Annotated in this window: 22 protein-coding genes and 1 pseudogene; 14 read left to right on the forward strand and 9 right to left on the reverse strand. The window is 71.5% G+C overall.

Features of this window, described 5'->3' with window-relative positions:
• Positions 1-16: 16 nt before the first annotated feature.
• Positions 17-1,291 (reverse strand): MFS transporter, encoded by a 1,275-nt coding sequence (locus D1J60_RS18925; RefSeq protein WP_125821880.1) that lies wholly within the window; start codon positions 1,289-1,291, stop codon positions 17-19.
• A 139-nt stretch (positions 1,292-1,430) separates the two neighbouring features.
• Between D1J60_RS18925 and D1J60_RS18930 the strand changes: the two genes are divergently transcribed.
• On the forward strand, positions 1,431-2,189 hold the full coding sequence (locus D1J60_RS18930; protein WP_125605574.1) for a phosphoglyceromutase: 759 nt from the start codon (positions 1,431-1,433) through the stop codon (positions 2,187-2,189).
• 626 nt (positions 2,190-2,815) lie between these two features.
• Here the strand turns inward: D1J60_RS18930 and D1J60_RS18940 are convergent.
• The 3 genes and pseudogenes from D1J60_RS18940 to D1J60_RS18950 form a co-directional block, all read right to left on the reverse strand.
• Positions 2,816-3,464 (reverse strand): annotated as a pseudogene (locus tag D1J60_RS18940) (site-specific integrase); the annotation flags it as partial.
• A gap of 216 nt (positions 3,465-3,680) precedes the next feature.
• Positions 3,681-4,172 (reverse strand): hypothetical protein, encoded by a 492-nt coding sequence (locus D1J60_RS18945; RefSeq protein WP_125821882.1) that lies wholly within the window; start codon positions 4,170-4,172, stop codon positions 3,681-3,683.
• A gap of 332 nt (positions 4,173-4,504) precedes the next feature.
• Positions 4,505-4,723: a hypothetical protein gene (locus tag D1J60_RS18950; protein WP_125821883.1), complete on the reverse strand. Its 219-nt coding sequence runs from the start codon at positions 4,721-4,723 to the stop codon at positions 4,505-4,507.
• A 251-nt stretch (positions 4,724-4,974) separates the two neighbouring features.
• On the opposite strand from D1J60_RS18950, the gene D1J60_RS18955 reads away from it, so the two are divergent.
• The 5 genes from D1J60_RS18955 (at position 4,975) to D1J60_RS18975 (ending at position 8,234) form a co-directional block, all read left to right on the forward strand.
• Positions 4,975-5,268: a hypothetical protein gene (locus D1J60_RS18955; RefSeq protein ID WP_125821884.1), complete on the forward strand. Its 294-nt coding sequence runs from the start codon at positions 4,975-4,977 to the stop codon at positions 5,266-5,268.
• On the forward strand, positions 5,261-6,256 hold the full coding sequence (locus tag D1J60_RS18960) for a hypothetical protein (RefSeq protein WP_125821885.1): 996 nt from the start codon (positions 5,261-5,263) through the stop codon (positions 6,254-6,256). The genes D1J60_RS18955 and D1J60_RS18960 overlap by 8 nt, the downstream gene beginning before the upstream one ends.
• A gap of 269 nt (positions 6,257-6,525) precedes the next feature.
• Positions 6,526-6,786 carry a hypothetical protein gene (locus D1J60_RS18965; protein ID WP_007265508.1) on the forward strand — a complete coding sequence of 87 codons (261 nt, stop codon included), beginning with the start codon at positions 6,526-6,528 and terminating at the stop codon, positions 6,784-6,786.
• A 54-nt stretch (positions 6,787-6,840) separates the two neighbouring features.
• A complete protein-coding gene (locus D1J60_RS18970) occupies positions 6,841-7,161 on the forward strand; it encodes a hypothetical protein (protein ID WP_125821886.1) in 321 nt (106 codons plus the stop codon).
• A 146-nt stretch (positions 7,162-7,307) separates the two neighbouring features.
• Entirely contained in the window at positions 7,308-8,234 is a 927-nt protein-coding gene (locus D1J60_RS18975) for a helix-turn-helix transcriptional regulator (protein WP_007265510.1), read from the forward strand.
• A 108-nt stretch (positions 8,235-8,342) separates the two neighbouring features.
• Here D1J60_RS18975 and D1J60_RS37320 read toward each other — a convergent pair whose 3' ends face one another.
• On the reverse strand, positions 8,343-8,492 hold the full coding sequence (locus D1J60_RS37320; protein ID WP_164720922.1) for a hypothetical protein: 150 nt from the start codon (positions 8,490-8,492) through the stop codon (positions 8,343-8,345).
• Positions 8,493-8,612: 120 nt separating this feature from the next.
• Positions 8,613-9,290, reverse strand: a complete 678-nt coding sequence (gene phoU / locus D1J60_RS18980) for a phosphate signaling complex protein PhoU (RefSeq protein ID WP_007265512.1) — start codon at positions 9,288-9,290, stop codon at positions 8,613-8,615.
• 227 nt (positions 9,291-9,517) lie between these two features.
• Between phoU and D1J60_RS18985 the strand changes: the two genes are divergently transcribed.
• Together D1J60_RS18985 and D1J60_RS18990 are read left to right on the forward strand one after the other, a co-directional pair.
• Complete coding sequence (locus D1J60_RS18985) at positions 9,518-10,756, forward strand: ATP-binding protein (protein WP_125821887.1); 1,239 nt, start codon at positions 9,518-9,520, stop codon at positions 10,754-10,756.
• A complete protein-coding gene (locus tag D1J60_RS18990) occupies positions 10,753-11,433 on the forward strand; it encodes a response regulator transcription factor (RefSeq protein ID WP_007265514.1) in 681 nt (226 codons plus the stop codon). The genes D1J60_RS18985 and D1J60_RS18990 overlap by 4 nt, the downstream gene beginning before the upstream one ends.
• Positions 11,434-11,531: 98 nt before the next feature.
• Here D1J60_RS18990 and D1J60_RS18995 read toward each other — a convergent pair whose 3' ends face one another.
• Positions 11,532-12,203 carry a DUF461 domain-containing protein gene (locus D1J60_RS18995; protein ID WP_125821888.1) on the reverse strand — a complete coding sequence of 224 codons (672 nt, stop codon included), beginning with the start codon at positions 12,201-12,203 and terminating at the stop codon, positions 11,532-11,534.
• 555 nt (positions 12,204-12,758) lie between these two features.
• Between D1J60_RS18995 and D1J60_RS19005 the strand changes: the two genes are divergently transcribed.
• The 6 genes from D1J60_RS19005 to D1J60_RS19030 all read left to right on the forward strand — a co-directional run bounded on the left by D1J60_RS19005 (position 12,759) and on the right by D1J60_RS19030 (position 19,215).
• A complete protein-coding gene (locus tag D1J60_RS19005) occupies positions 12,759-13,241 on the forward strand; it encodes a CarD family transcriptional regulator (protein WP_003953493.1) in 483 nt (160 codons plus the stop codon).
• A 438-nt stretch (positions 13,242-13,679) separates the two neighbouring features.
• On the forward strand, positions 13,680-14,426 hold the full coding sequence (gene ispD / locus D1J60_RS19010) for a 2-C-methyl-D-erythritol 4-phosphate cytidylyltransferase (RefSeq protein WP_125821889.1): 747 nt from the start codon (positions 13,680-13,682) through the stop codon (positions 14,424-14,426).
• Positions 14,416-14,913 (forward strand): 2-C-methyl-D-erythritol 2,4-cyclodiphosphate synthase, encoded by a 498-nt coding sequence (gene ispF, locus D1J60_RS19015; RefSeq protein WP_125821890.1) that lies wholly within the window; start codon positions 14,416-14,418, stop codon positions 14,911-14,913. The genes ispD and ispF overlap by 11 nt, the downstream gene beginning before the upstream one ends.
• A gap of 115 nt (positions 14,914-15,028) precedes the next feature.
• Positions 15,029-16,429 (forward strand): cysteine--tRNA ligase, encoded by a 1,401-nt coding sequence (gene cysS / locus D1J60_RS19020; RefSeq protein ID WP_125821891.1) that lies wholly within the window; start codon positions 15,029-15,031, stop codon positions 16,427-16,429.
• Between the two features lie 101 nt (positions 16,430-16,530).
• Positions 16,531-17,502: a 23S rRNA (guanosine(2251)-2'-O)-methyltransferase RlmB gene (gene rlmB, locus D1J60_RS19025; RefSeq protein WP_007265519.1), complete on the forward strand. Its 972-nt coding sequence runs from the start codon at positions 16,531-16,533 to the stop codon at positions 17,500-17,502.
• A gap of 156 nt (positions 17,503-17,658) precedes the next feature.
• Positions 17,659-19,215: a DoxX family protein gene (locus D1J60_RS19030; protein ID WP_125821892.1), complete on the forward strand. Its 1,557-nt coding sequence runs from the start codon at positions 17,659-17,661 to the stop codon at positions 19,213-19,215.
• Positions 19,216-19,314: 99 nt separating this feature from the next.
• On the opposite strand, the gene D1J60_RS19035 is transcribed toward D1J60_RS19030, so the two are convergent.
• Together D1J60_RS19035 and D1J60_RS19040 are read right to left on the reverse strand one after the other, a co-directional pair.
• The gene (locus D1J60_RS19035) at positions 19,315-20,085 is read right to left on the reverse strand and encodes a nucleotidyltransferase family protein (protein WP_241253317.1); all 771 of its coding nucleotides are present in this window, start codon (positions 20,083-20,085) and stop codon (positions 19,315-19,317) included.
• Between the two features lie 54 nt (positions 20,086-20,139).
• A complete protein-coding gene (locus D1J60_RS19040; RefSeq protein WP_007265522.1) occupies positions 20,140-20,550 on the reverse strand; it encodes a hypothetical protein in 411 nt (136 codons plus the stop codon).
• Positions 20,551-20,719 lie beyond the last annotated feature (169 nt).

The following is a 20,719-nucleotide window of genomic DNA, read 5'->3' on the forward strand; positions in this document are numbered from 1 at the left end:
GCCCCGCCCCGGCCGGCTAGGCCTCGGCGGGGGCGGCCCGCGGGGCCGGCTCCGCCACCGCCGTACCCCTCCCGGAGGCGGCCACGGCCCCCGCCGGGAGCCCCCGCATCAGCAGCCAGTACCCCGCCGCCGCCACCGTCCCCAGGACCCCCGTGGCCGCCCACAGCCACCCCGCCCCGTACCGGTCGATCACGAACCCGGCCATCAGCGGAGCCACCAGCGCCGCCACCGCCCAGGACATCGTGTACATCCCCTGGTACCGCCCCCGCCCGTGCACCGGCGACAGCCGCACCACCAGCCCCATCTGCGTCGGCGAGTTCACGATCTCCGCCAGCGTCCACACGCACACCGTCAGCGCGTACGCCCACAGCGACCCCGCGAAGGCCGTCATCGCGAACCCGTACCCCGCCAGCAGCGCCGAGATCACCAGCAGCCGGCTCGGGTCGCGGTGCTCGATGAAGCGCGTCACCGGGATCTGGAGGATCACGATCAGCAGCCCGTTCGCCGCCACGACCAGCCCGTAGTCCCCCGGCGAGAACCCCGCCTGGCCCATCGCCACCGGCAGGCCCACCGAACCCTGCGTGAAGATCAGCGAGATCAGGAACGACAGCCCGACCACCGCCATGAACCGCCCGTCCCGCAGCACGGTCCCCAGCCCGGTCTCCGGCTCCGTCCCCTTCTCCGCCTCCTCCTTCACCGGACGCGACTCCGGCAGCTTCGCGAACACCAGCACCGCGCACAGCAGCGTCAGCGCGGCCTCACCCAGGAAGCCGGCCAGGTAGCTGTACTCGGCCACCACGCCCGCCACCACCGAGCTGATCCCGAAGCCCAGGTTGATCGCCCAGTAGTTCAGCGCGAAGGCCCGCACCCGGTCCTCGGGCGGGACGATGTCCGCCATCATCGCGGAGACCGCCGGGCGCGAGGCGTTCGACGCCATGCCCACCAGGCCCGCCACCGCCGCGATGGCCGCCGGGTGCTCCATGAAGCCCAGCAGCGCCACCGACAGCGCCGTCGACACGTTCGCCGCCAGCATCGTGGGACGCCGGCCCAGCCGGTCCGTCATCACGCCCGCCACCAGCGAGGACACCACCCCGCCCAGACCGTGCAGGGCGACCACGAGTCCCGCGAAGGAGGCCGAATAGCCCCGGTCCAGGGTCAGGTACAAGGTCATGAACGTGGCGACGAAAGCCCCGAGCCGGTTCACCAGCGTGCTGGCCCACAGCCACCAGAAGGCGCGCGGCAGCCCCGACACGCTCTCCCGGGCAGCCCGTCTCAAACTGGCAGCGGACATACGGATTCCCCCGAAGACGTAAGCACCGATCGGTCTCGTGGCACGTTACGAACGGGGGCCGCCGCCGTCCACTGGATTGACGCCGTCCGTCAATCGGGGGGAGCGCAGGCGTCCTGCGGCGTCCACTAGGCTCGTACGCATGGCCGACGCACCGTACAAGCTGATCCTCCTCCGCCACGGCGAGAGCGAATGGAACGCGAAGAACCTGTTCACCGGCTGGGTGGACGTCAACCTCAACGAGAAGGGCGAGAAGGAGGCGGTCCGCGGCGGTGAGCTGCTCAAGGACGCCGGCCTGCTCCCCGATGTCGTGCACACCTCGCTCCAGAAGCGCGCGATCCGCACCTCCCAGCTCGCGCTGGAGGCCGCCGACCGCCACTGGATCCCCGTGCACCGCTCGTGGCGCCTGAACGAGCGCCACTACGGCGCCCTCCAGGGCAAGGACAAGGCCCAGACCCTCGCCGAGTTCGGCGAGGAGCAGTTCATGCTGTGGCGCCGCTCCTACGACACCCCGCCGCCGCCGCTCGCGGACGGCACCGAGTTCTCCCAGTCCGAGGACCCGCGCTACGCCTCCATCCCGCCGGAGCTGCGCCCGCGCACGGAGTGCCTCAAGGACGTCGTCGTCCGCATGCTGCCGTACTGGTACGACGCCATCGTCCCGGACCTCCTCGACGGTCGCACCGTCCTGGTCGCCGCCCACGGCAACAGCCTCCGCGCCCTGGTCAAGCACCTGGACGGCATCTCCGACGCCGACATCGCGGGCCTGAACATCCCCACCGGCATCCCGCTCTCCTACGAGCTCGACGCCGACTTCAAGCCCCTCAACCCGGGCGGCACCTACCTCGACCCGACGGCCGCAGCGGCCGCCATCGAAGCCGTCAAGAACCAGGGCAAGAAGTAGTACTCAGGCACGAAACAGCCCCCCACCTGCCGTTTCCCGGCGGGTGGGGGGCTTCTCGTTGCCCTGGGGCCGTCTGTGGGCCGTCAGGCGCGCCGGGCGTGCCGTCGGACGCGGATCTGCGCTGCGACCAGGATGGCTACGGGCAGCGCGGCGGCCGGCGGGACGTCGGTCCAGGCCGGGAGGGCGGCAGCCCCGGTGCTGATGGCGAGGAACGGTAGTTCGCGTAATGAAATGTCGATGGTCAAACCTGGGCGTGGCACCATGAAGGCTCCAGATGTGCTCGTAGGTCCAAGACAAGAGTTCATGCAGGCACGTATGGAAGCGAGAGCCGCCCTGGCCGGGGCGGCTCTCTTTTTGTGCGCTGGCGACTTTACAGACCTTTCTCTTGGGTCGCAAAATTCCCAGGTAGAGGGCTTTCGCTGGGTGAATCTAGTATTTTTCTAAGTGTTGGAAGGGTGCTTCATGCCCCTGACCTGCTGATACTCTCCTGTCTAGTCATCGAACGCCCGTTCTTACAATTTTGCATTTCTGCGCGCAAAAGTGCATGCGAGCCAGTGGTCTGCGGTTTTATGCGAGTGATGCATGGGCGGTATTGTTGTTTACTGACGGTGCTCGGTGAGGGTGATTTAATCCGTTCTGGATGAGTGGTTGTACAGCTTTGCTACGGCGCTCCGAGTCCGCTCCTGGCTGCTGGGCATGAGGTGGGCGTATACCCGCAGTGTCAGGCCCGCGTCGGAGTGGCCGAGGTGCTCGGCGAGCGCCTTCACGTTCTCTCCCGCGTCCAGCAGCACCGATGCGTGGAAATGCCGCAACGCGTGCATCCCGTGCTCCCGGGCGGCGGCGTACGTCTCCTGCCCCTCCGCCCGTTCGGAGATCACCCCAGCGGCCGCAAGGGCGGGCTTCCACTGGTCGGTGTTGAACATCCCCCGCCACACGTGCCCGCCCATCGGCGCCGTGAAGACGAGCCGCTTCGTCACCAGCGGTCCGCCGGTCACGCCCCAGGGCAGGGTGATGGCGACGGGCGGGCACCGCTGCATGTGCGCGCAGCGCATCGGCCACCGGACCCGGCAGCGGGACGTCCCGGAGCTTCCCGCCCTTCGGGGAAGCGGACACGGCCTTGCTCCGGCTCAGCTTCAGCTGCTGGACGACGTGGAGCGTGTCCGTGTCGAAGTCGATCGCGTCCACGTCGATGCGCAGGATTTCGCCCTGCCGCAGTCCGCATCCGGCGCCCAGATCCACCAGCGCGCGGTACCGCTCCGGCAGCTCAGCCTGCACCACGGGGCGCTCAGGCTCCGAGATGGCGGGGGCGCCGCGCGCGAGTGCCGGCCGTATGTGGCTGAGGCTGGGGAACTCCCATCCCGTCTGCCGTCGCCCCAGGACAAGCCGAGCGCCACATGCGTGGGGGTCGACGGCAGACGGGATGGGAGTTGGGGCCAGTGCTGGGCACAGGCCAGCGGGAGCCGATCTGTGACAGATTCCGCCCCCACCGCCTCACACATCGATTTCAGACTTGCCGAGCCATGCGTCCCGAGCGGCCTTCACCGCTTCGTCCAGACTTGCTGCTAGTGACACCATGCGGTCAGCAAGCTCATCGATGTCACTCACTGCAACCTCTCGCTCCTGGTATCCCTTCCGGTATCGGCTTCGAACGACATGGAACAGGCGATCATCGAGTGGCGAGTGCTGGGGGCGCTGTTCGCAGTCCTCATCCAGGAAGCACTCCGCAGCCCATAGCCCATGGACAATGAAGTTGCGAGTGCGGTTGACCTCCTGGATCTCCGGCAGAAGGTGCAGAAGCCGCTCATTCTGTTCGGCCGGCCACCGTTTCATCGCCGCGTGCTGACCGAGGACTGCTCGGCCGTTGGAGATCAGCCAGTCAACCGACTGCCCCTCGAAGACGATCCAGCCGGCGTCGTCGTCGCCAGCAAGCCAGCTCAAGGTGTGGCGAAGCCGGGACTCCAGTTCGGCGCTCTCAACCGCCAACCTACCGACGGCGCGGTACAGGCTCTCGACATGTGCTGCTGGCGCCCGATCTATATCTCTCACTCAATCAAGGTCCCCTATTGCGGGGCGAGTTGCATCGACTTTGTTGAGTCGAACCAGAGCCGGGAACCGCTGGGCTGGGCCGTCCGTGGGCTGTGGAACGGTGGCCAAGCTCGACCAGGGGGACAAGCCCTGACCGCTCGACCGCAGGTCAGGGGCGGTGTGACGGTAGCGCCCCAGGTCGGAGCAACAACCAGGGCAAGAAGTAGCCCGAAAGCGCGACGAAACCGCCCCCCACCTGCTGGTCTTCCGGCGGGTGGGGGGCCTTTCCGTCAGCGGGGGGTGGCGTCGGGGGCGTGGGGCGGGGGTGGCGGTGGGAGGGGTCTCGTCGCTGCCACGTGGCGGGACAGGACGTCTCCGAAGTGTTCGTGGCGCCGTAGTTCACGGACGTCCAGGGGGTGCATGCGGCCAATGCCCGACGTGGTCAGGGCGGTGACGCCCGTGCCCAGTGCGGAGCAGATCAGCGCGAACCACAGGAGGGTGTCTGTCACTGCGGGTCCTCTCCGGTGCAGGTGATCGGGGAGGGGGCTCCGGCGCCCCCGGCGACATCGTCATAACGTGGGGGCATATGCCGGGTTGCGTGCTGTCAGCCGTTTGCCGCCACGCGCCGCCGGAGAGCGCAGAACCGACAAAAGACACCGGTCAACCTTGCTCTGTTTCGGCCACCCTCACCTGGATGGCGCACACCCTCCCCGGTACCCGGAGCGTTGGGTGGACTATGACAACAGCAAACCACGCGGCAATGTCCCCGCTGAGCGCGGACGACGGCGTGCGCGACGGTCGGATCCGGGCCGCGAGGGTCGGGAAATGGACGTACACGCCTGTCTCGCAGGACCCGGCCCCGGAGAAGGGCGCGACCCTTCGGCATGAGGAGCTGGAGGTCGGCCTCCACTACTCGTCCTCGATCTTCGAGGACTTCCTGGTCGCGGTAGGCAGGATCCAGACCGAGTTCCACCGCAGGTCCCAGGTGAACCAGGAGGCCGCACCGCTGACGGCGCCGGCCGGGGAACGTCCGGGGCGGACGCCCCGTGTATGAGCGGTACGGCCACTACGCTCCTCGACCGGAGCCGCCGGTGTACTGGCCGGGGCCGGACCAGGAGCAGCACGCCGCCTACGTCGGGCGGCCGCTCTTCGGGCCGGCCGGGGCGGGCGCCTCGTGGGATCCGTCGGAGGAACTGGCCCATCTCTGCCGGGACGCCATGCCGCCGGGTCCGGCGGAGCCGGTCGACCGCGCCGCCTACGACGACACCGCCGGCGAGACGGTCAGCGGCATCGGCCTCGCGTCAGGCCTCGAGTCAGGCCTCGGGCCCGGTCTCGCCTCCGGCTTCGCGCCCGGTCCCGGGCCGGGCCCGGGACCCGGCTTCGTCCCCGGACTGGACGACGGGGGGATCCCGGCGGGCGGCGGGCACCGGCTCCGGGCGCCGGCCCCGGCCGGGCACCGGAGGGGCGGCGCGGTGAAGACGTCTGTGATGACCCTGCTGCACACCGGCAGCCTGTGCACCGCGGTGCTCGTGGCCGTCATCGCCGCCGTCGTCAGCATGTTCAGCGGCCTGGCCATCTGCGAAGCCCTGCGCCACAGCGCCGGGCCGGGCACCGCGCACGGTGTCTCCAGCTGGTGGCCGCTGCTGATCTACGGACCCTGGATGGTCGCCTCCCTGTCCATCCTGCGGGCCGCCCTGCACCAGCGCCGGGCCGTGCATTCCTGGTCGATCGTCCTGCTGTTCTCCACCCTGGCCACACTGCTCTGCCTGGCGCAGGCACCGCGCACGTTCGCCGCGCAGGCGGCGGCCACCCTGCCCCCCATCGCCGCGCTGGCCTGCTTCCAGCAACTCGTCCGGCAGATCACGCTGACGCGCCCGCCCCGGCAACCCGCTCCGCGGCACCGCGGCCGCCGCCGGCCCGCACCGCTCCGGCCGCCGACGCCGGCGGGCAGCCCTGGCGGCGTGCTCCCCGAATACCCCGTGCGGGACCGGACGGACTCCGTCCGTGCCCCCGCCGGATACCGGCTCCGCTACGGATCATGAAGGCCGCGAGCCCCGGCCGGAGGGGGGCCGGGCGCCCGAGGCGTGCCGGGGTGGCCACGACCGCACCGCGGAGCAGGCCGTCGTCGGCGCTCGACGCGATGCGGTCGGGGGTCGCTAACTTCTCGGGCACCTCAAGCCTTCCAGACTTCAACGAACACGTGCATCACAGGAACGAAGATCGAAACCCATAGGTCACGGGCTGCGGACGGTCTCAGTCCTACGAGCATCCCGCCCCTGCGCCCCTTCCCCCAGAGAGAGAGGACGACAGCATGCCCTACGAGCTCACCCACGCCGAGCGCCTCCGGTACAAGCGGCGCCAGGACGCCGCGTACCAGGCCGGTGAGGAAGCCGTCACCAACCTCCAGGCCGCCCTCGCGCTCGCCGGTCTGACCCTGCCCTCGCTGTACAACGACGGACCCGTAGGCTGCCGGGGCTTCGTCCGGCTCGGGGGGTGCAGCGTCGCCCTCGCCAACCAGCTCGCCGAGGTCATCGCCGCGGGCGCCCACGCCCTGGGAGGCGAGCAGCTGTGAACCCCGTACCGCGGGCGGGGGCGTCCGGCCGGTGACCGGTTCGGAGAGCCCCGCATGAACGAGTGGCTGACCGACCCCTACCGGTTCCCCGGCTTACGGAGCCACCCGTACGACGACGATGCGGAGGCCGGGGCGCCCGTGGATGCGTGGCCCGGCCCCTCACCGGCACCCGGGCCCCCTCCCGCACCGGCCCGCCGGCCGGGCGCGGACGCCACCCCCGACTCCGCCGACCGCCGGCGGCTCGACCTCCACACGTGGCTGACCAGTGCGGGCGTCCGCCCCCACACCGACGACCCGCACGCCATCGCCGTCCTCTCCACGGTGGACGACACCACCCACGCGGCCCTTCGACGGTGGATCACCGGCGGTCTGTGACCGGGCGCACGGCGGCGCGTTGGGCCGAACAGGTGGTGCTCGCCACGCGGATGCACGGCCTGTTCGGCCGCGTATGCACAATGCGTTGCGTCGGTGTCGGCCGTGGGATGAGTGCCTGCGCGTCTGGAGCTGGAGGTAGACCGCCCATGGCGGTGAACGGACAACCCACGGTCAGAAGGCGCCGACTGGGCGCGGAGCTCCGGCAACTGCGCAAGGCCGCGGGCATGACGTCCACGCAGGCGGCGGGGCATCTGCTGGTGTCGCAGTCCAAGATCAGCCTCATCGAGACCGGCCGTCGTCCCATCAACCCGCGGGACGTGCGCGACCTGTGCCGGCTCTACAGGGTCACCGACCAGGACGTCGTCGACTCGATGATGCGGATGGCGAAGGAGTCGGGCCGCCAGGGCTGGTGGGTCTCCTGCGGCGACGTCCCCTACGGCGTCTACATCGGGCTGGAGACGGGGGCCGCCTCCATCCACACCTACGAGCCACTGGTCGTTCCCGGTCTGCTGCAGACCCCCGCGTACGCCGCCGCGCTCATCAACGAAACGGTCCCTCACATCACCCCGGAGCAGGCCGCCGTCAGCCTGGAGGTGCGGCTGCGCCGCCAGCACCGGGCGCACCACCCGGCCCGCCCCTTCCGGTTATGGGCGATCCTGGACGAATCCGCGCTGCGCCGCGAGGTCGGCGGCCGCGAGGTCGTGCGCGAGCAGCTGGAGCACCTCAACACCCTCGGCGCCCAGCCGCACATCACCGTGCAGGTCCTGCCGCACGCCGCCGGAGCCCATGCCGGCCTCCTGGGGCAGTTCTCCATCCTCGGGTTTGCCGACGCCGAGGCGGGAGTCGTCTACCTGGAGCGGTTCACCAGCGATCTCTACCTGGAGAAGTACACCGACCGCCACCCGTACTACGTCACGTACGCCCACCTCCAGGCGCAGGCCCTCAACCCCGAGGAGACGCGTCACTTCATCAACGACCTGGTCAAGGCGTTCCAGGAGGAGCCGGGCCCGGCCTCGGGGCGACGTACCGCGCGGGCGGCCGCGGGTGTCGGGCCCCGGGATCCGGGCGCCTGACGGGGACACCGGCCACGGGCCGGCTCACGGGCCGGGCCGTGCGCGCAGGGCCCCGTCCGGCCTTGTCGGACGGGGCCCTGCGGGCTGAGCGGACGGCGGTGCGGTCCGTCAGCCGCCGCACTGGCACGGGGCGCCGGACTGGCAGCCGCAGCCGCAGCCCGAGCCGCAGCCGCAGGCCGCGAGCAGCGGGAGGCGCAGCGGCTCCGGACGGGGCGGCTGCTCCTGTTCCGGGGTGATGGGGACAGGGGTATCGGGCATGGTGCCTCCTCGCAGGCGGCGTACGGGAAGTCGTGGTGCCTTCGCCTCATTCATGCCCAGCCACCCCGGCGCGTCAACGGCGCATTGGGGCGTGCCGCGCGGAGTGCCGCGCGAAGCGGCTCAGACGCCCTCGACCTGCGTCGGCTGCTGCAGCTCGTCCGCGTGCTCGCCCGTCACCAGGTACACCACGCGCTTGGCCACCGACACCGCGTGGTCCGCGAAACGCTCGTAGTAGCGGCCCAGCAGCGTCACGTCGACGGCCGTCTCGATGCCGTGCTTCCAGCGGTCGTCCATCAGGTGCTGGAACAGCGTGCGGTGCAGCTGGTCCATCTCGTCGTCGTCCTGCTCCAGCTGGAGCGCCAGGTCCACGTCCTTGGTGATGATGACCTCGGCCGCCTTCGCCATCAGGCGCTGCGCCAGCTGACCCATCTCCAGGATCGTCGCGTGCAGGTCGCGCGGGACCGCCGTGTCCGGGAAGCGCAGCCGGGCCAGCTTCGCCACGTGCTGCGCCAGGTCGCCGGAGCGCTCCAGGTCGGCGCTCATGCGCAGCGAGGTGACGACGATGCGCAGGTCGGTGGCGACCGGCTGCTGCCGGGCCAGCAGGGCGATGGCGCGCGCCTCCAGGTCGTGCTGGAGGTCGTCGACCTTCTGGTCCGCGGCGATGACGCTCTCCGCGAGCTTCAGGTCGGCGTCCAGCATGGAGGTCGTGGCCCGGCCGATCGCGGAACCGACGAGCCGGGCCATCTCGACCAGGCTCTCTCCGATCGAGTCCAGTTCCTCGTGGTACGCGTCGCGCATGGTGTCCCTCTCCGGCCTGCTTGCCTACTGCTCGCTGCTGCTTGTCTGCTCGGTGCTGCTCGTGCGGGGCTCTCGGCCCCACGTTTACACGTTCGGTCGCCAACGCGTCCGACTCCGGCATCACAAATGAATCAACCCCGTCGTCAGGGTGAACTCTGGGCGACGACTGTTCGAGGTGCCACCCGAACGGCTGTGGAAGTGTCCGCGCGCCTGCTTAACCTGGATCCATGGACGTGAACGCGGCGGTCGCCGCAGCTGCCGCGATCGCCGGTCTCTGTACCGGTGTGATCGCCATGCTGGCGTTCCGCTGGAGCGAGCGCGACCAGGCCCGCCCCACCCGGAGCTCCATGCGCCCCGACATCAACGCGGTGCTGCCGCCCGGAGTGGACACCGTCCTCTCCGTGCTCCGCTCCTCCGCCGTCGTCCTCGACGAGGGCGACGCGGTGGTCAAGGCCAGCTCGGCCGCCTACGCGCTCGGGCTGGTCCGCGGCGGGAAGCTGGCGGTGGAGCCCATGCTCCACATGGCCCGCGACACCCGCCGGGACGGCGAGATACGCCAGATCGAGCTCGACCTGCCCCGGCGCGGCACCGGCCGCGGCGAGGCCCTCGCGGTCTCCGCCCGCGTCGCCCCGCTGGGCTCGCGCCTGGTGCTGCTGCTGGTCGAGGACCTGACCGAGGCCCGCCGCATCGAGGCGGTGCGCCGTGACTTCGTCGCGAACGTGTCGCACGAGCTGAAGACCCCGGTCGGCGCGATCTCGCTGCTCTCCGAGGCGGTCATGGACGCGTCCGACGACCCCGAGGCGGTCACCCGTTTCGCGGGCCGCATGCAGATCGAGTCCACCCGTCTGATCAACCTCGTGCAGGAGCTCATCGACCTCTCCCGAGTGCAGAACGACGAGGCACTGGAGGACGCCGAGCCCGTACGGGTGGACACGCTCGTGGCGGAGGCCATCGACCGCTGCCGGCACACGGCCACCTCCAAGCAGATCACCATGGCCGCCGGCGGCACCGCCGACCTGCGGGTATGGGGACACCGGGGGCAGCTGGCCGCGGCCCTCGGGAACCTGGTGGAGAACGCCGTGAACTACAGCCCCGCCCGCACCCGCGTCGGCATCGCCGCGCGCAGGGTGACGGCGCCGGGCGGAGACTTGATCGAGATAGCCGTGACCGACCAGGGCATAGGCATCCCGGAGAAGGACCGCGAGCGCGTCTTCGAGCGCTTCTACCGCGTCGACCCGGCCCGCTCCCGCGCCACGGGCGGAACCGGTCTGGGCCTCGCGATCGTGAAGCACGTGGCGGCCTCGCACGGCGGGGAGGTGTCGGTGTGGAGCTCCGAGGGCCAGGGCTCCACGTTCACCCTGCGACTCCCCGAGGCGGCCGCGCCGGCCCCGGCGACCGCCCCCGATCCCGCCCGACCCCAGCTTGACCCAGAACCTGTCATCCCTGCCCCGGAGGTCCTTCCGTGACCCGAGTGCTCGTCGTCGAGGATGAGGAATCCTTCAGCGACGCCCTGTCCTACATGCTCCGCAAGGAAGGCTTCGAGGTCGCCATCGCCGCGACGGGGCCCGACGGGCTCGACGAGTTCGAGCGCAACGGCGCCGACCTCGTCCTCCTCGACCTGATGCTGCCCGGCCTGCCGGGCACCGAGGTCTGCCGGCAGCTGCGCGGGCGCTCCAACGTCCCCGTGATCATGGTGACGGCCAAGGACAGCGAGATCGACAAGGTCGTCGGGCTGGAGATAGGAGCCGACGACTACGTCACCAAGCCCTTCTCCTCCCGGGAGCTGGTCGCCCGCATCCGCGCGGTCCTGCGCCGCCGCGGAGAGCCGGAGGAGGTCACCCCGGCGGCCCTGGAGGCCGGGCCCGTACGCATGGACGTGGACCGGCACGTGGTCACCGTCGCCGGGGCCAAGGTCGACCTCCCGCTGAAGGAGTTCGACCTGCTGGAGATGCTCCTGCGCAACGCGGGCCGCGTGCTGACCCGCATGCAGCTGATCGACCGGGTCTGGGGCGCGGACTACGTCGGCGACACCAAGACCCTGGACGTCCACGTCAAGCGCCTCCGCGCCAAGATCGAGCCCGACCCGGGCGCGCCGCGCTACCTGGTCACCGTCCGCGGCCTGGGCTACAAGTTCGAGCCGTAGGCCGTAGGCCGTCGGGCGCCCTGCGGCGTTCCCGGAGAAAAAGGGGGAGGGCCCCAGCCGTACCGCGGCTGGGGCCCTCCCCTTTACTGCTGCTGCGCTCAGTGGCCCGCGCTGCGCGACGGCGACGCCGACGCGGCGCCCGACGGGCTGGTGCCGGCGGACGGAGAGCCCGACGCGGCGGGGGAGCCCGACGCGGCCGGGGAGGGGGAGCCGGAGGGGCTGGTGGACGGGGCGGGGGCGGGGGCGGCCGCCGGGGCCTCCGTCGGCCCGTAGCCCGCGTACATGCCGGCGGCCGGGACGACGAAGGCGCCCAGCTCCACGTCGCCCGTGTTGCTCAGCTGGAAGACGACGTCCTGCACGTTGCCGTTCTGGACGGCCTCGCGGCCGCCCTCGATGACGGCGGAGGCGTTGCCCTTGCCGCCCAGCACCACGGAGCCGCCGGCGGGCACGATGACCTTGCCGGAGCCCTCGGCGGGCTTCAGGACCACCTTGGACTTGCCACCCTTCAGGGTGATCCCGTCCAGGGTCTGGGCCTTGGTGCCGGAGTTGAAGACGGTCGCCGAGAGGGCGGCCGGACCCTTCTTGTCCTTCTCGCCCTTGGTGATCACCAGCGCGTTCTGGATCTTGATGTCGCCCTTGGTGACAGCGGCGTTGTCCGGCTTGATCTCGAGAGTCTGCGCGTCGTTGCCCGCACCGCACGCTGCGAGCGATGCAAGGGAGAACACGACGGCGGTAGCGGCGAGAGCGCCGCGTCGAAGGCTGCGGCTCACGGCGGCGGCAACTCCTTGGACGTACGGACGGGACGGGTACAGACTCAGGGTGGCCGAGGTAAAGCCGCCCTAAGGGTGTGTCAGCGCGCTTAGGTTACCGAGCCGCCGCCCCGCCCCCGCACCCGACCCTCCGCAGGGCGCGCACCGTGCTGCGCCGGTCCCGCGATCTTGCATTCCACTATCCCGTCCCGGGCCGCTCCGTGATCAATTCCGGGATTCCCTCGAACGCGGCGGCGTGATCAATTGCAGATTGGGCCTGAACCCGCTGCGTACGGGTGGCCGCCAGTCGAACGGAGTACTTCCGTTTCGCGTCGGGGAACCCGGCAAAACGGGACGTACGTCACACTCGTGGCCGGGGCCGCCAGGTGTAACGTGGTCGTTTCGCCCGGTCCGCACAGCGCCTCCGACCTGCGAATACCCCCCTCCGGAACCCTTTCGCAGCACGTTCGTGTCGCTGTTGTCAAGCCCCGAGATGTGCCCTGACCTGCGAAAACGCCATTCATAACAGTCAGTTCTCGTGTTACCCTGGATAGCCACGGAAGGGGTACCTGTCACATGACGTTCAAGGTTGGCGACACCGTGGTCTATCCCCATCACGGGGCCGCGCTGATCGAGGCCATCGAAACTCGCCAGATCAAAGGCGTGGACAAGACCTACTTGGTGCTCAAGGTCGCCCAGGGCGACCTGACGGTTCGTGTGCCTGCGGACAATGCGGAGTTCGTCGGCGTTCGCGACGTAGTCGGCCAGGACGGGCTGGACCGGGTCTTCGAGGTGCTCCGCGCACCGTACGCAGAAGAGCCCACGAACTGGTCCCGTCGTTACAAGGCGAATCTGGAGAAGCTCGCTTCTGGCGATGTCATCAAGGTCGCCGAAGTAGTGCGCGACCTCTGGCGTCGTGAGCGCGAGCGCGGTCTCTCCGCAGGAGAGAAGCGCATGCTCGCGAAGGCGCGTCAGATCCTGGTGAGCGAGCTCGCGCTCGCCGAGAACACCAACGAGGACAAGGCCGAGGCCCTCCTCGACGAGGTTCTTGCGTCCTGACGCACGAACCGGCCACAGTGTGCCGCGGTGCCCGATGACCCGCCCTCTCGGTTTCGAGGGGGCTGTTGCCGGGCGCTGCGGCATGTCCGCGTCCGGGCACCTGCATCACACCCGCCCGCACACACCCGCCCGCGCGGCACCGGCCCGCACCGCCGCACCCGCACGGCCTGGCACCTCACCCGGTCCCCGGCCGCCCGGCCGGCCCCGGGTCGCACGCCCGTACCCTGACGGCCGTACCCTGCGCTCATCCCGCCGTACCCTGCGTGTGCACACCCGCACGGTCCCGGTACTGGCGTGCCGGGTCCGGGCAGCCGGCTCGACCGGTCGTCACGGAAGGGGCGAGGGCGTCGCACCCGGCACCGCCCCCGGCCGGAGCCGGGGTACGCCCAAGGCCATACCCATGTCGGCCGAAGTCACAAACCTGGCTCGGAGCTACTGATGTCTGACGAATCCCGCCCCCACCGCACGGCGGCGGTGATCCCGGCCGCCGGCCGCGGGGTACGCCTCGGCCCCGGCGCCCCCAAGGCCCTGCGGGCCCTCGGCGGGACCCCGATGCTGATCCACGCCGTTCGCGCCATGGCCCGCTCCCGCGCGGTCGCCCTGGTCGTGGTCGTCGCCCCGCCGGACGGCGCCCCCGAGGTGCGCAACCTCCTCGACGAGCACGCCCTGCCCGGGAGCACCGAGATCCTGGTCGTCCCCGGCGGCGACACCCGCCAGGAGTCGGTGCGCGCCGGCCTGGCCGCCCTCCCCGCCGACATCACCTCCGTGCTGATCCACGACGCGGCCCGGCCGCTGGTCCCCGTCGACACCGTGGACTCCGTCGTCGAGGCCGTCCGCGCCGGAGCCCCCGCCGTGGTCCCCGCACTGCCCCTGGCCGACACGGTCAAGGAGGTCGAGCCCGGCGCGCCCGGCGAGCCCGAGCCGGTCGTCGCCACGCCCGAGCGGGCCCGGCTGCGTGCCGTGCAGACCCCGCAGGGCTTCGACCTCGCCACCCTGCTGCGCGCGCACGAGGCCATCGCCGTCAGCGGCGAGGGCGCCACCGACGACGCGGGCATGGTGGAGCGCACCGGGGTCACCGTGGTGACCGTCCCCGGTCACGAGGAGGCGTTCAAGGTCACCCGTCCGCTCGACCTGGTCCTCGCCGAGGCCGTACTCGCCCGCAGGAGGGCCACCGATGTCTACTGACCTGCCCCTGATCCCGCTCGTCGGGATCGGCACCGACGTGCACGCCTTCGAGACGGGCCGCGAGCTGTGGTGCGCCGGCCTGCTGTGGGAGGGCGAGGACGGCCTTGCCGGCCACTCCGACGGCGACGTCGCCGCCCACGCCGCCTGCGACGCCCTCTTCTCCGCCGCCGGCGTCGGCGACCTCGGCGCGCACTTCGGCACCTCCCGCCCCGAGTGGTCCGGCGCCGCCGGGGTCACCCTCCTGGCGGAGGCCGCCCGGATCGTCCGCGCCGAGGGCTTCGAGATCGGCAACATCGCGATCCAGGTGATCGGCGTGCGCCCGAAGATCGGCAAGCGGCGCGAGGAAGCGCAGAAGGCGCTCGCGGCGGCGGCGGGCGCCCCCGTCTCCGTCTCCGGCACCACCACCGACGGACTCGGCCTCACCGGCCGCGCCGAAGGCCTGGCCGCCATCGCGACCGCCCTCGTCTACCGGACGAACCGGGCCTGAGCACGACGTACGGCCACGGGCCGCCCGCCACGGATGTCACCTCTTCGGCAACAAACCGTACGGGCGGCCTCAAACGGTCGCTGGGCACTGCCGTGGGCGCACTACCCTGGATGCCGTGACTATTCGCCTGTACGACACCAGCGCCCGGCAGATCCGCGACTTCGTCCCGCTCGAACAGAGCTGCGTCTCGATCTACCTGTGTGGCGCGACCGTGCAGGCCGCCCCCCACATCGGGCACATCCGCTCGGGCCTCAACTTCGACATGATGCGCCGCTGGTTCACGTACCGCGGCTACGACGTCACGTTCATCCGCAACGTGACGGACATCGACGACAAGATCATCGCGAAGTCGGCCGAGCAGCGCCGCCCCTGGTGGTCCATCGGCTACGACAACGAGCGCGCGTTCAACGACGGCTACACCGCCCTCGGCTGCCTGCCGCCCACGTACGAGCCGCGCGCGACCGGGCACGTCACCGAGATGGTCGAGATGATGCGCGGGCTCATCGAGCGCGGTCACGCGTACGAGTCCGAGGGCAACGTCTACTTCGACGTGAAGTCCTTCCCGGGCTACCTCTCGCTCTCCCGCCAGGAGCTCGACAACATCCGCCAGCCGGAGTCCACCGGCGAGACCGGCAAGCGCGACCCCCGCGACTTCGCCATGTGGAAGTCCGTCAAGCCCGGCGAGCCCTCCTGGGAGACCCCGTGGGGCCGCGGCCGTCCCGGCTGGCACCTGGAGTGCTCCGCGATGGCGCACAAGTACCTGGGCGAGGCCTTCGACATCCACGGCGGCGGGCTCGACCTGATCTTCCCGCACCACGAGAACGAGATCGCCCAGGCCAAGGCCTTCGGTGACGCGTTCGCGAACTACTGGGTGCACAACGCCTGGGTCACCATGTCGGGCGAGAAGATGTCGAAGTCGCTCGGCAACTCGGTGCTGGTCTCCGAGATGGTCAAGCAGTGGCGTCCGATCGTCCTGCGCTACTACCTCGGCACCCCGCACTACCGGTCGATGATCGAGTACAGCGAGGAGGCGCTGCGCGAGGCGGAGTCCGCCTTCGCCCGCATCGAGGGCTTCTACCAGCGCGTCATCGAGAAGGCGGGCGGTCCCGTCGAGGCCGCCGCCGAGGTCCCGCCGGCCTTCGCCGAGGCGATGGACGACGACCTGGGCGTCCCGCAGGCACTGGCCATCGTCCACACCACCGTCCGCCAGGGCAACAGCGCGCTCGCCGCGGACGACAAGGACGAGGCCATCGCCCGGCTGTCCGAGGTCCGCGCGATGCTCGGCGTCCTCGGCCTGGACCCGCTCGACCCGCACTGGGCCGGTGAGGCCGACCGCGGCGAGGACCTCCACGGCGCGGTCGACACCCTCGTACGCCTCGTCCTGGAGCAGCGCGAGTCCGCCCGCGCCCGCAAGGACTGGGCGACCGCCGACGCCATCCGCGACCAGCTGAACCAGTCCGGCTTGGTCATCGAGGACAGCCCCAGCGGCCCGCGCTGGACCCTCGGCGCCCGCTGATCCGGACCCACCCGGACCAGCCGTGTTGTGCCGCCCGGGCTTCCGGGCGGCACACTCTTCATACGTACATATCGCAGCACGAACGAAAACAGGTAGAGGTCATGGCCGGGAACAGCCAGCGCAGGAACCGCCGCACGTCCAACAAGAAGGGCGCCACGGTCGGCAGCGGTGGCCAGCGGCGCAAGGGCCTCGAGGGCAAGGGCCCCACGCCCAAGGCCGAGGACCGCAAGAAGCACAAGGCGAACCGCATCGCCAACGCCATGGCCCGCCAGGCCGCCAAGCGCCGCCCCGCGCCCCGCCGCGGCGGCCCCAAGGGCACCAGCGAGATGGTCGTCGGCCGCAACCCGGTCTTCGAGGCGCTGCGCGACGGCGTGCCCGCCACCACCCTCTACGTGCAGCAGTTCATCGACAACGACGAGCGCGTCCGCGACGCCCTCAAGCTCGCCGGCGAGCGCGGCAACATCAACCTGATGGAAGCCCCGCGCCCCGAGCTGGACCGCATGACCAACGGGCTCAACCACCAGGGCCTCGTCCTCCAGGTCCCGCCGTACGAGTACGCGCACCCCGAGGACCTCCTCGACGCCGCCCACGACAACGGCGAGGACGCCCTCATCGTCGCCCTCGACGGCGTCACCGACCCCCGCAACCTCGGCGCGATCGTCCGCTCCGTCTCCGCCTTCGGCGGCCACGGCGTGGTCATCCCCGAGCGCCGCGCCGCCGGCATGACCGCCGGCGCCTGGAAGACCTCCGCCGGCACCGCCGCCCGCACCCCGGTCTCCCGCGTCACCAACCTCACCCGCGCCCTCCAGGACTACAAGAAGGCCGGCATCACCGTCGTCGGCCTCGCCGCCGAGGGCACCCACGAGGTCCAGGACCTCGACGCGCTCGGGGGTCCGGTCGTCATCGTCGTCGGCTCCGAGGGCAAGGGCCTCGGCCGCCTCGTCGGCGAGAACTGCGACTACCTCGTCCGCATCCCGATGCCGGGTGGCGCCGAGTCCCTCAACGCCGGTGTCGCCGCGGGCGTCGTCCTCTACGAGGCGGCCCGCAAGCGCGCCCAGCGCGGCCGCGTCTGACCCGGACGGCGGCAGCCGCTTGATCCACCTGGCCCACGGGACGTGACCCGTGAGCGTGTCGCCCCGCCCTCCACGGGCGGGGCGACTTGATCTTGACGGGTCTCGGACAGATCCCTCGTGTCAAGGCAGTGTCCTAAACACTCATCACTCGGTTAGATGAGTGTGGACACCAGAACGTCAGGGTTCGACGACCAGCCCGCGCTGAGCATGGTCAAGGTGCCGTGCGACCCCGCACAGGTCATCGTCAACCACGCCAGCTTCCGCGTGCGGCTCGCACCGAGCCCGAGCGCGCGTTCCAAGCCCGCGAAAGCCCCCGGCCGCGCGCCCCTCCTCGGCGCCGCCGCCGTCGCGACCGCCGGAGCCGCCCGCCGCCGCGCACCCGTCGTCTGGAGCGGCAAGTCCGCCCCCGGCGACGCCGCGGCCATGGGAGGACTCCTCCAGGCGGTACGCGAAGCAGGCCGCGGCCACGACGACTACGACGGCGGAGCCGCCACCCAGACCATCCCCCGGGTCGACCTGGCACACGACCTGGGCGAGGACACCCTCGCCAGCCCCACCGTCATCGGCCAGCGCACCTACGGCGACCCCGACGAGACCCGTCCCCTCGCCGCCGTGCGCGACCTCCCGCGCGAGCCCTACCCCCCGTACGGCCGCTACGACGGCGACCACCAGGGCCCCGACACCGGCCCCGACAGCCGCCGCCCCGCCCCCGACGCCCGCGGCCAGGCCTCCTATTACCCCGGCCGCCGCATGAACCTCGGCGTCGTCCTGCTCCCCCTGCGCGTCTTCCTCGGCTTCATCTCCATCTACGCCGGCATGGGCAAGCTCTGCGACCCCGTCTACTTCGACGGCGGCGAACGCGGCTCCATGGTCACCTGGCTCCAGACCCTGCACCCCTGGGCCCTCGCCGAACCCCTGCGCGACTTCGCGCTCGCCCACCCCGTCGGGGCCGGCCTCAGCGTCGCCTTCCTCCAGGTCATCGTCGGCGTGCTCACCGTCTTCGGCCTCTGGCAGCGCTTCGCCGCCTGCATCGGCGCCCTGCTCTCCGCCGCCCTCCTCATGACGGTCAGCTGGAAGACCGTCCCCGCCTACGACGCCCCCGACATCATCTACCTCGCCGCCTGGAGCCCGCTGGTCATCGCGGGCGCCCCCGTCTACTCCCTCGACGCCCGCCTGTCCGGCGAGGCCTGGCGCACCCTCGGCCCCCGCTCCGAGATCTGGCGGCTGCGCCGCCGCGTCCTGCGGCGCGGGGCCGTCATGGCCACCGTCGTCTGCGGACTCACCCTCCTCATCGGCTCCCTCCTCGGCGGAGCCGTCCGCTCCTCCACCGTCGTCACCGTCCCCGGCCCCGGCCAGGCCCCCAGCAACTACCTCCCCGGCAGCCCGCTCCCGCAGGCCCCCGCCAAGCAGACCGCCCCCGGCAGGCAGCAGCAGCCCTCGAAGCAGGCCTCGCCCTCCGCGGCCCCCTCCCAGCCCGCCGCCACCTCCGGCCGCCCCGGCAGCAGCGCCCCGACCCGCAACAGCTCCACCACCGGCTCCGGAGCGCCCACCGCCGGCAAGACGTCCGGCAGCGGCGGCCAGACCCCGCGCGGCAGCACCCCGAAGCAGTCCAGCCCGCAGCAGCCGCCGGCCACCTCCTCCGGGAGCCGCAGCGGCTCCGGCGGGGACGCCCCGGCCAAGAAGCCCGGCCTCGTCGGCGGCCTCCTCGGCTGACCGGCACCCCCAGGCCGAAGGGCCCGGCGCGCGTACGGCGCACCGGGCCCTTCCGCATGCCGCCGGCGGCACGAGACGACGTAGCAACACGGAAACCGCTCAGACGCCGCCCTGCGCCGCCAACTCCCGCGCCGCCTCGGTGAGGTCCTTCGCCGTGTCGATCGCCCGCCAGTACGCCCCCTGCGGCAGCGGAAAGCCCGCCAGCCGCCGCTCCCGCGCCAGCCGCGGGAACGTCGTCCGCTCGTGGTCCCCCAAGTCCGGCAGCAGCGAGGCGAATCCGGGAGCGAACACGTACACCCCGGCATTGATCGGATAGGGCGACGGCGGGGCCTCGATGAAGTCCAGCACCTGCCCGAACTCGTTCGTCTCCACCACCCCCCACGGCATCCGCGGCCGCGCCAGCGCCAGCGTCGCCACCGCCTCGCGCTCCGCGTGGAACGCCGCCATCTCCCGCAGCGGGAAACGCGTCCACACGTCCCCGTTGGTCGCGTACCAGGCCCCGTCCGGCCGCGGCAGCCCGCGCGCCGCGAACTTCAGCCCGCCGCCGCGCCCCAGCGGCTCCTCCTCCACCACCGTCGTCACCCGCAGCGGCAGCACGGCCGTCGCCAGCCATTCCTGGAGCACCTCCGCCAGGTGCCCGCACGACACCACCACATCGGTCACCCCCTCGGCCGCCAGCCACACCAACTGGTGGCCGATGATGGGCAGTCCGGTACCCGGGATCTCCACCATCGGCTTCGGCCGGTCGTCCGTATACGGCCGCAGCCGCGTCCCCTGCCCGCCCGCCAGGACGACAGCCTGGGTGGGAGGGGCCGGGAACGCGGCCGCGTCATCGGTGGTTTGGGGTGGTTCGGGGCCGGTCTCGGTCATGGCCGCCAGCGTAGGGACGGCCCCCGCCCCCGACGGGGCAGGCGCGACGGGACGTCAGCCCATCGAGGCGACACCGGTCGCGTAGGAGGTGTCGCACACGGGGCGCGCGTACGACTGGGCCTTCGTCGGCCCGTACGCCTCCACCGCGGCCCGGCCCAGCGCCCGCGCGATGCTCACGCAGTGCTCCGCCAGCGACGGCCGCCCGTTCACCTCCTGCTGGAGGTGGGTGAGCACCGTGCCCGGCTGCTCACCCTGCTGGAGCTCGCCGAGGAGCTTGTCGCGCAGCAGGTCCTGGGGCGCGGCCGGCTTCTTCGGGACGGAGACGTCCTCGGCGGAGGCGGTCAGGATCTGGGAGGAATTGTCCGCCCAGGGGACCATCGTGACCGCGAGGGTCCCGGACAGGACCAGGACGACGGGCAGGACCAGGGCGAGGGAACGGCCGATTCGGCGGGCAGTGTGGGTCACGAGGGCGAGAGTAGCGCTCGGTGAGGATTTGGCGACATTTAGTCACCCGGTCGGGGGATGGTTCGACGTGGCTTTTCGATTTAAGGGTTGACGGGTGCGGCCGAATGGCCCGGTCTGCCGGGGTTCGGGGGGTGCGTCCGCGCAACTGCCGCGGCAGGGGCGCCCCTTG

This window comes from Streptomyces sp. W1SF4 (genome assembly GCF_003950035.1).
GTDB lineage: Bacteria > Actinomycetota > Actinomycetes > Streptomycetales > Streptomycetaceae > Streptomyces > Streptomyces racemochromogenes.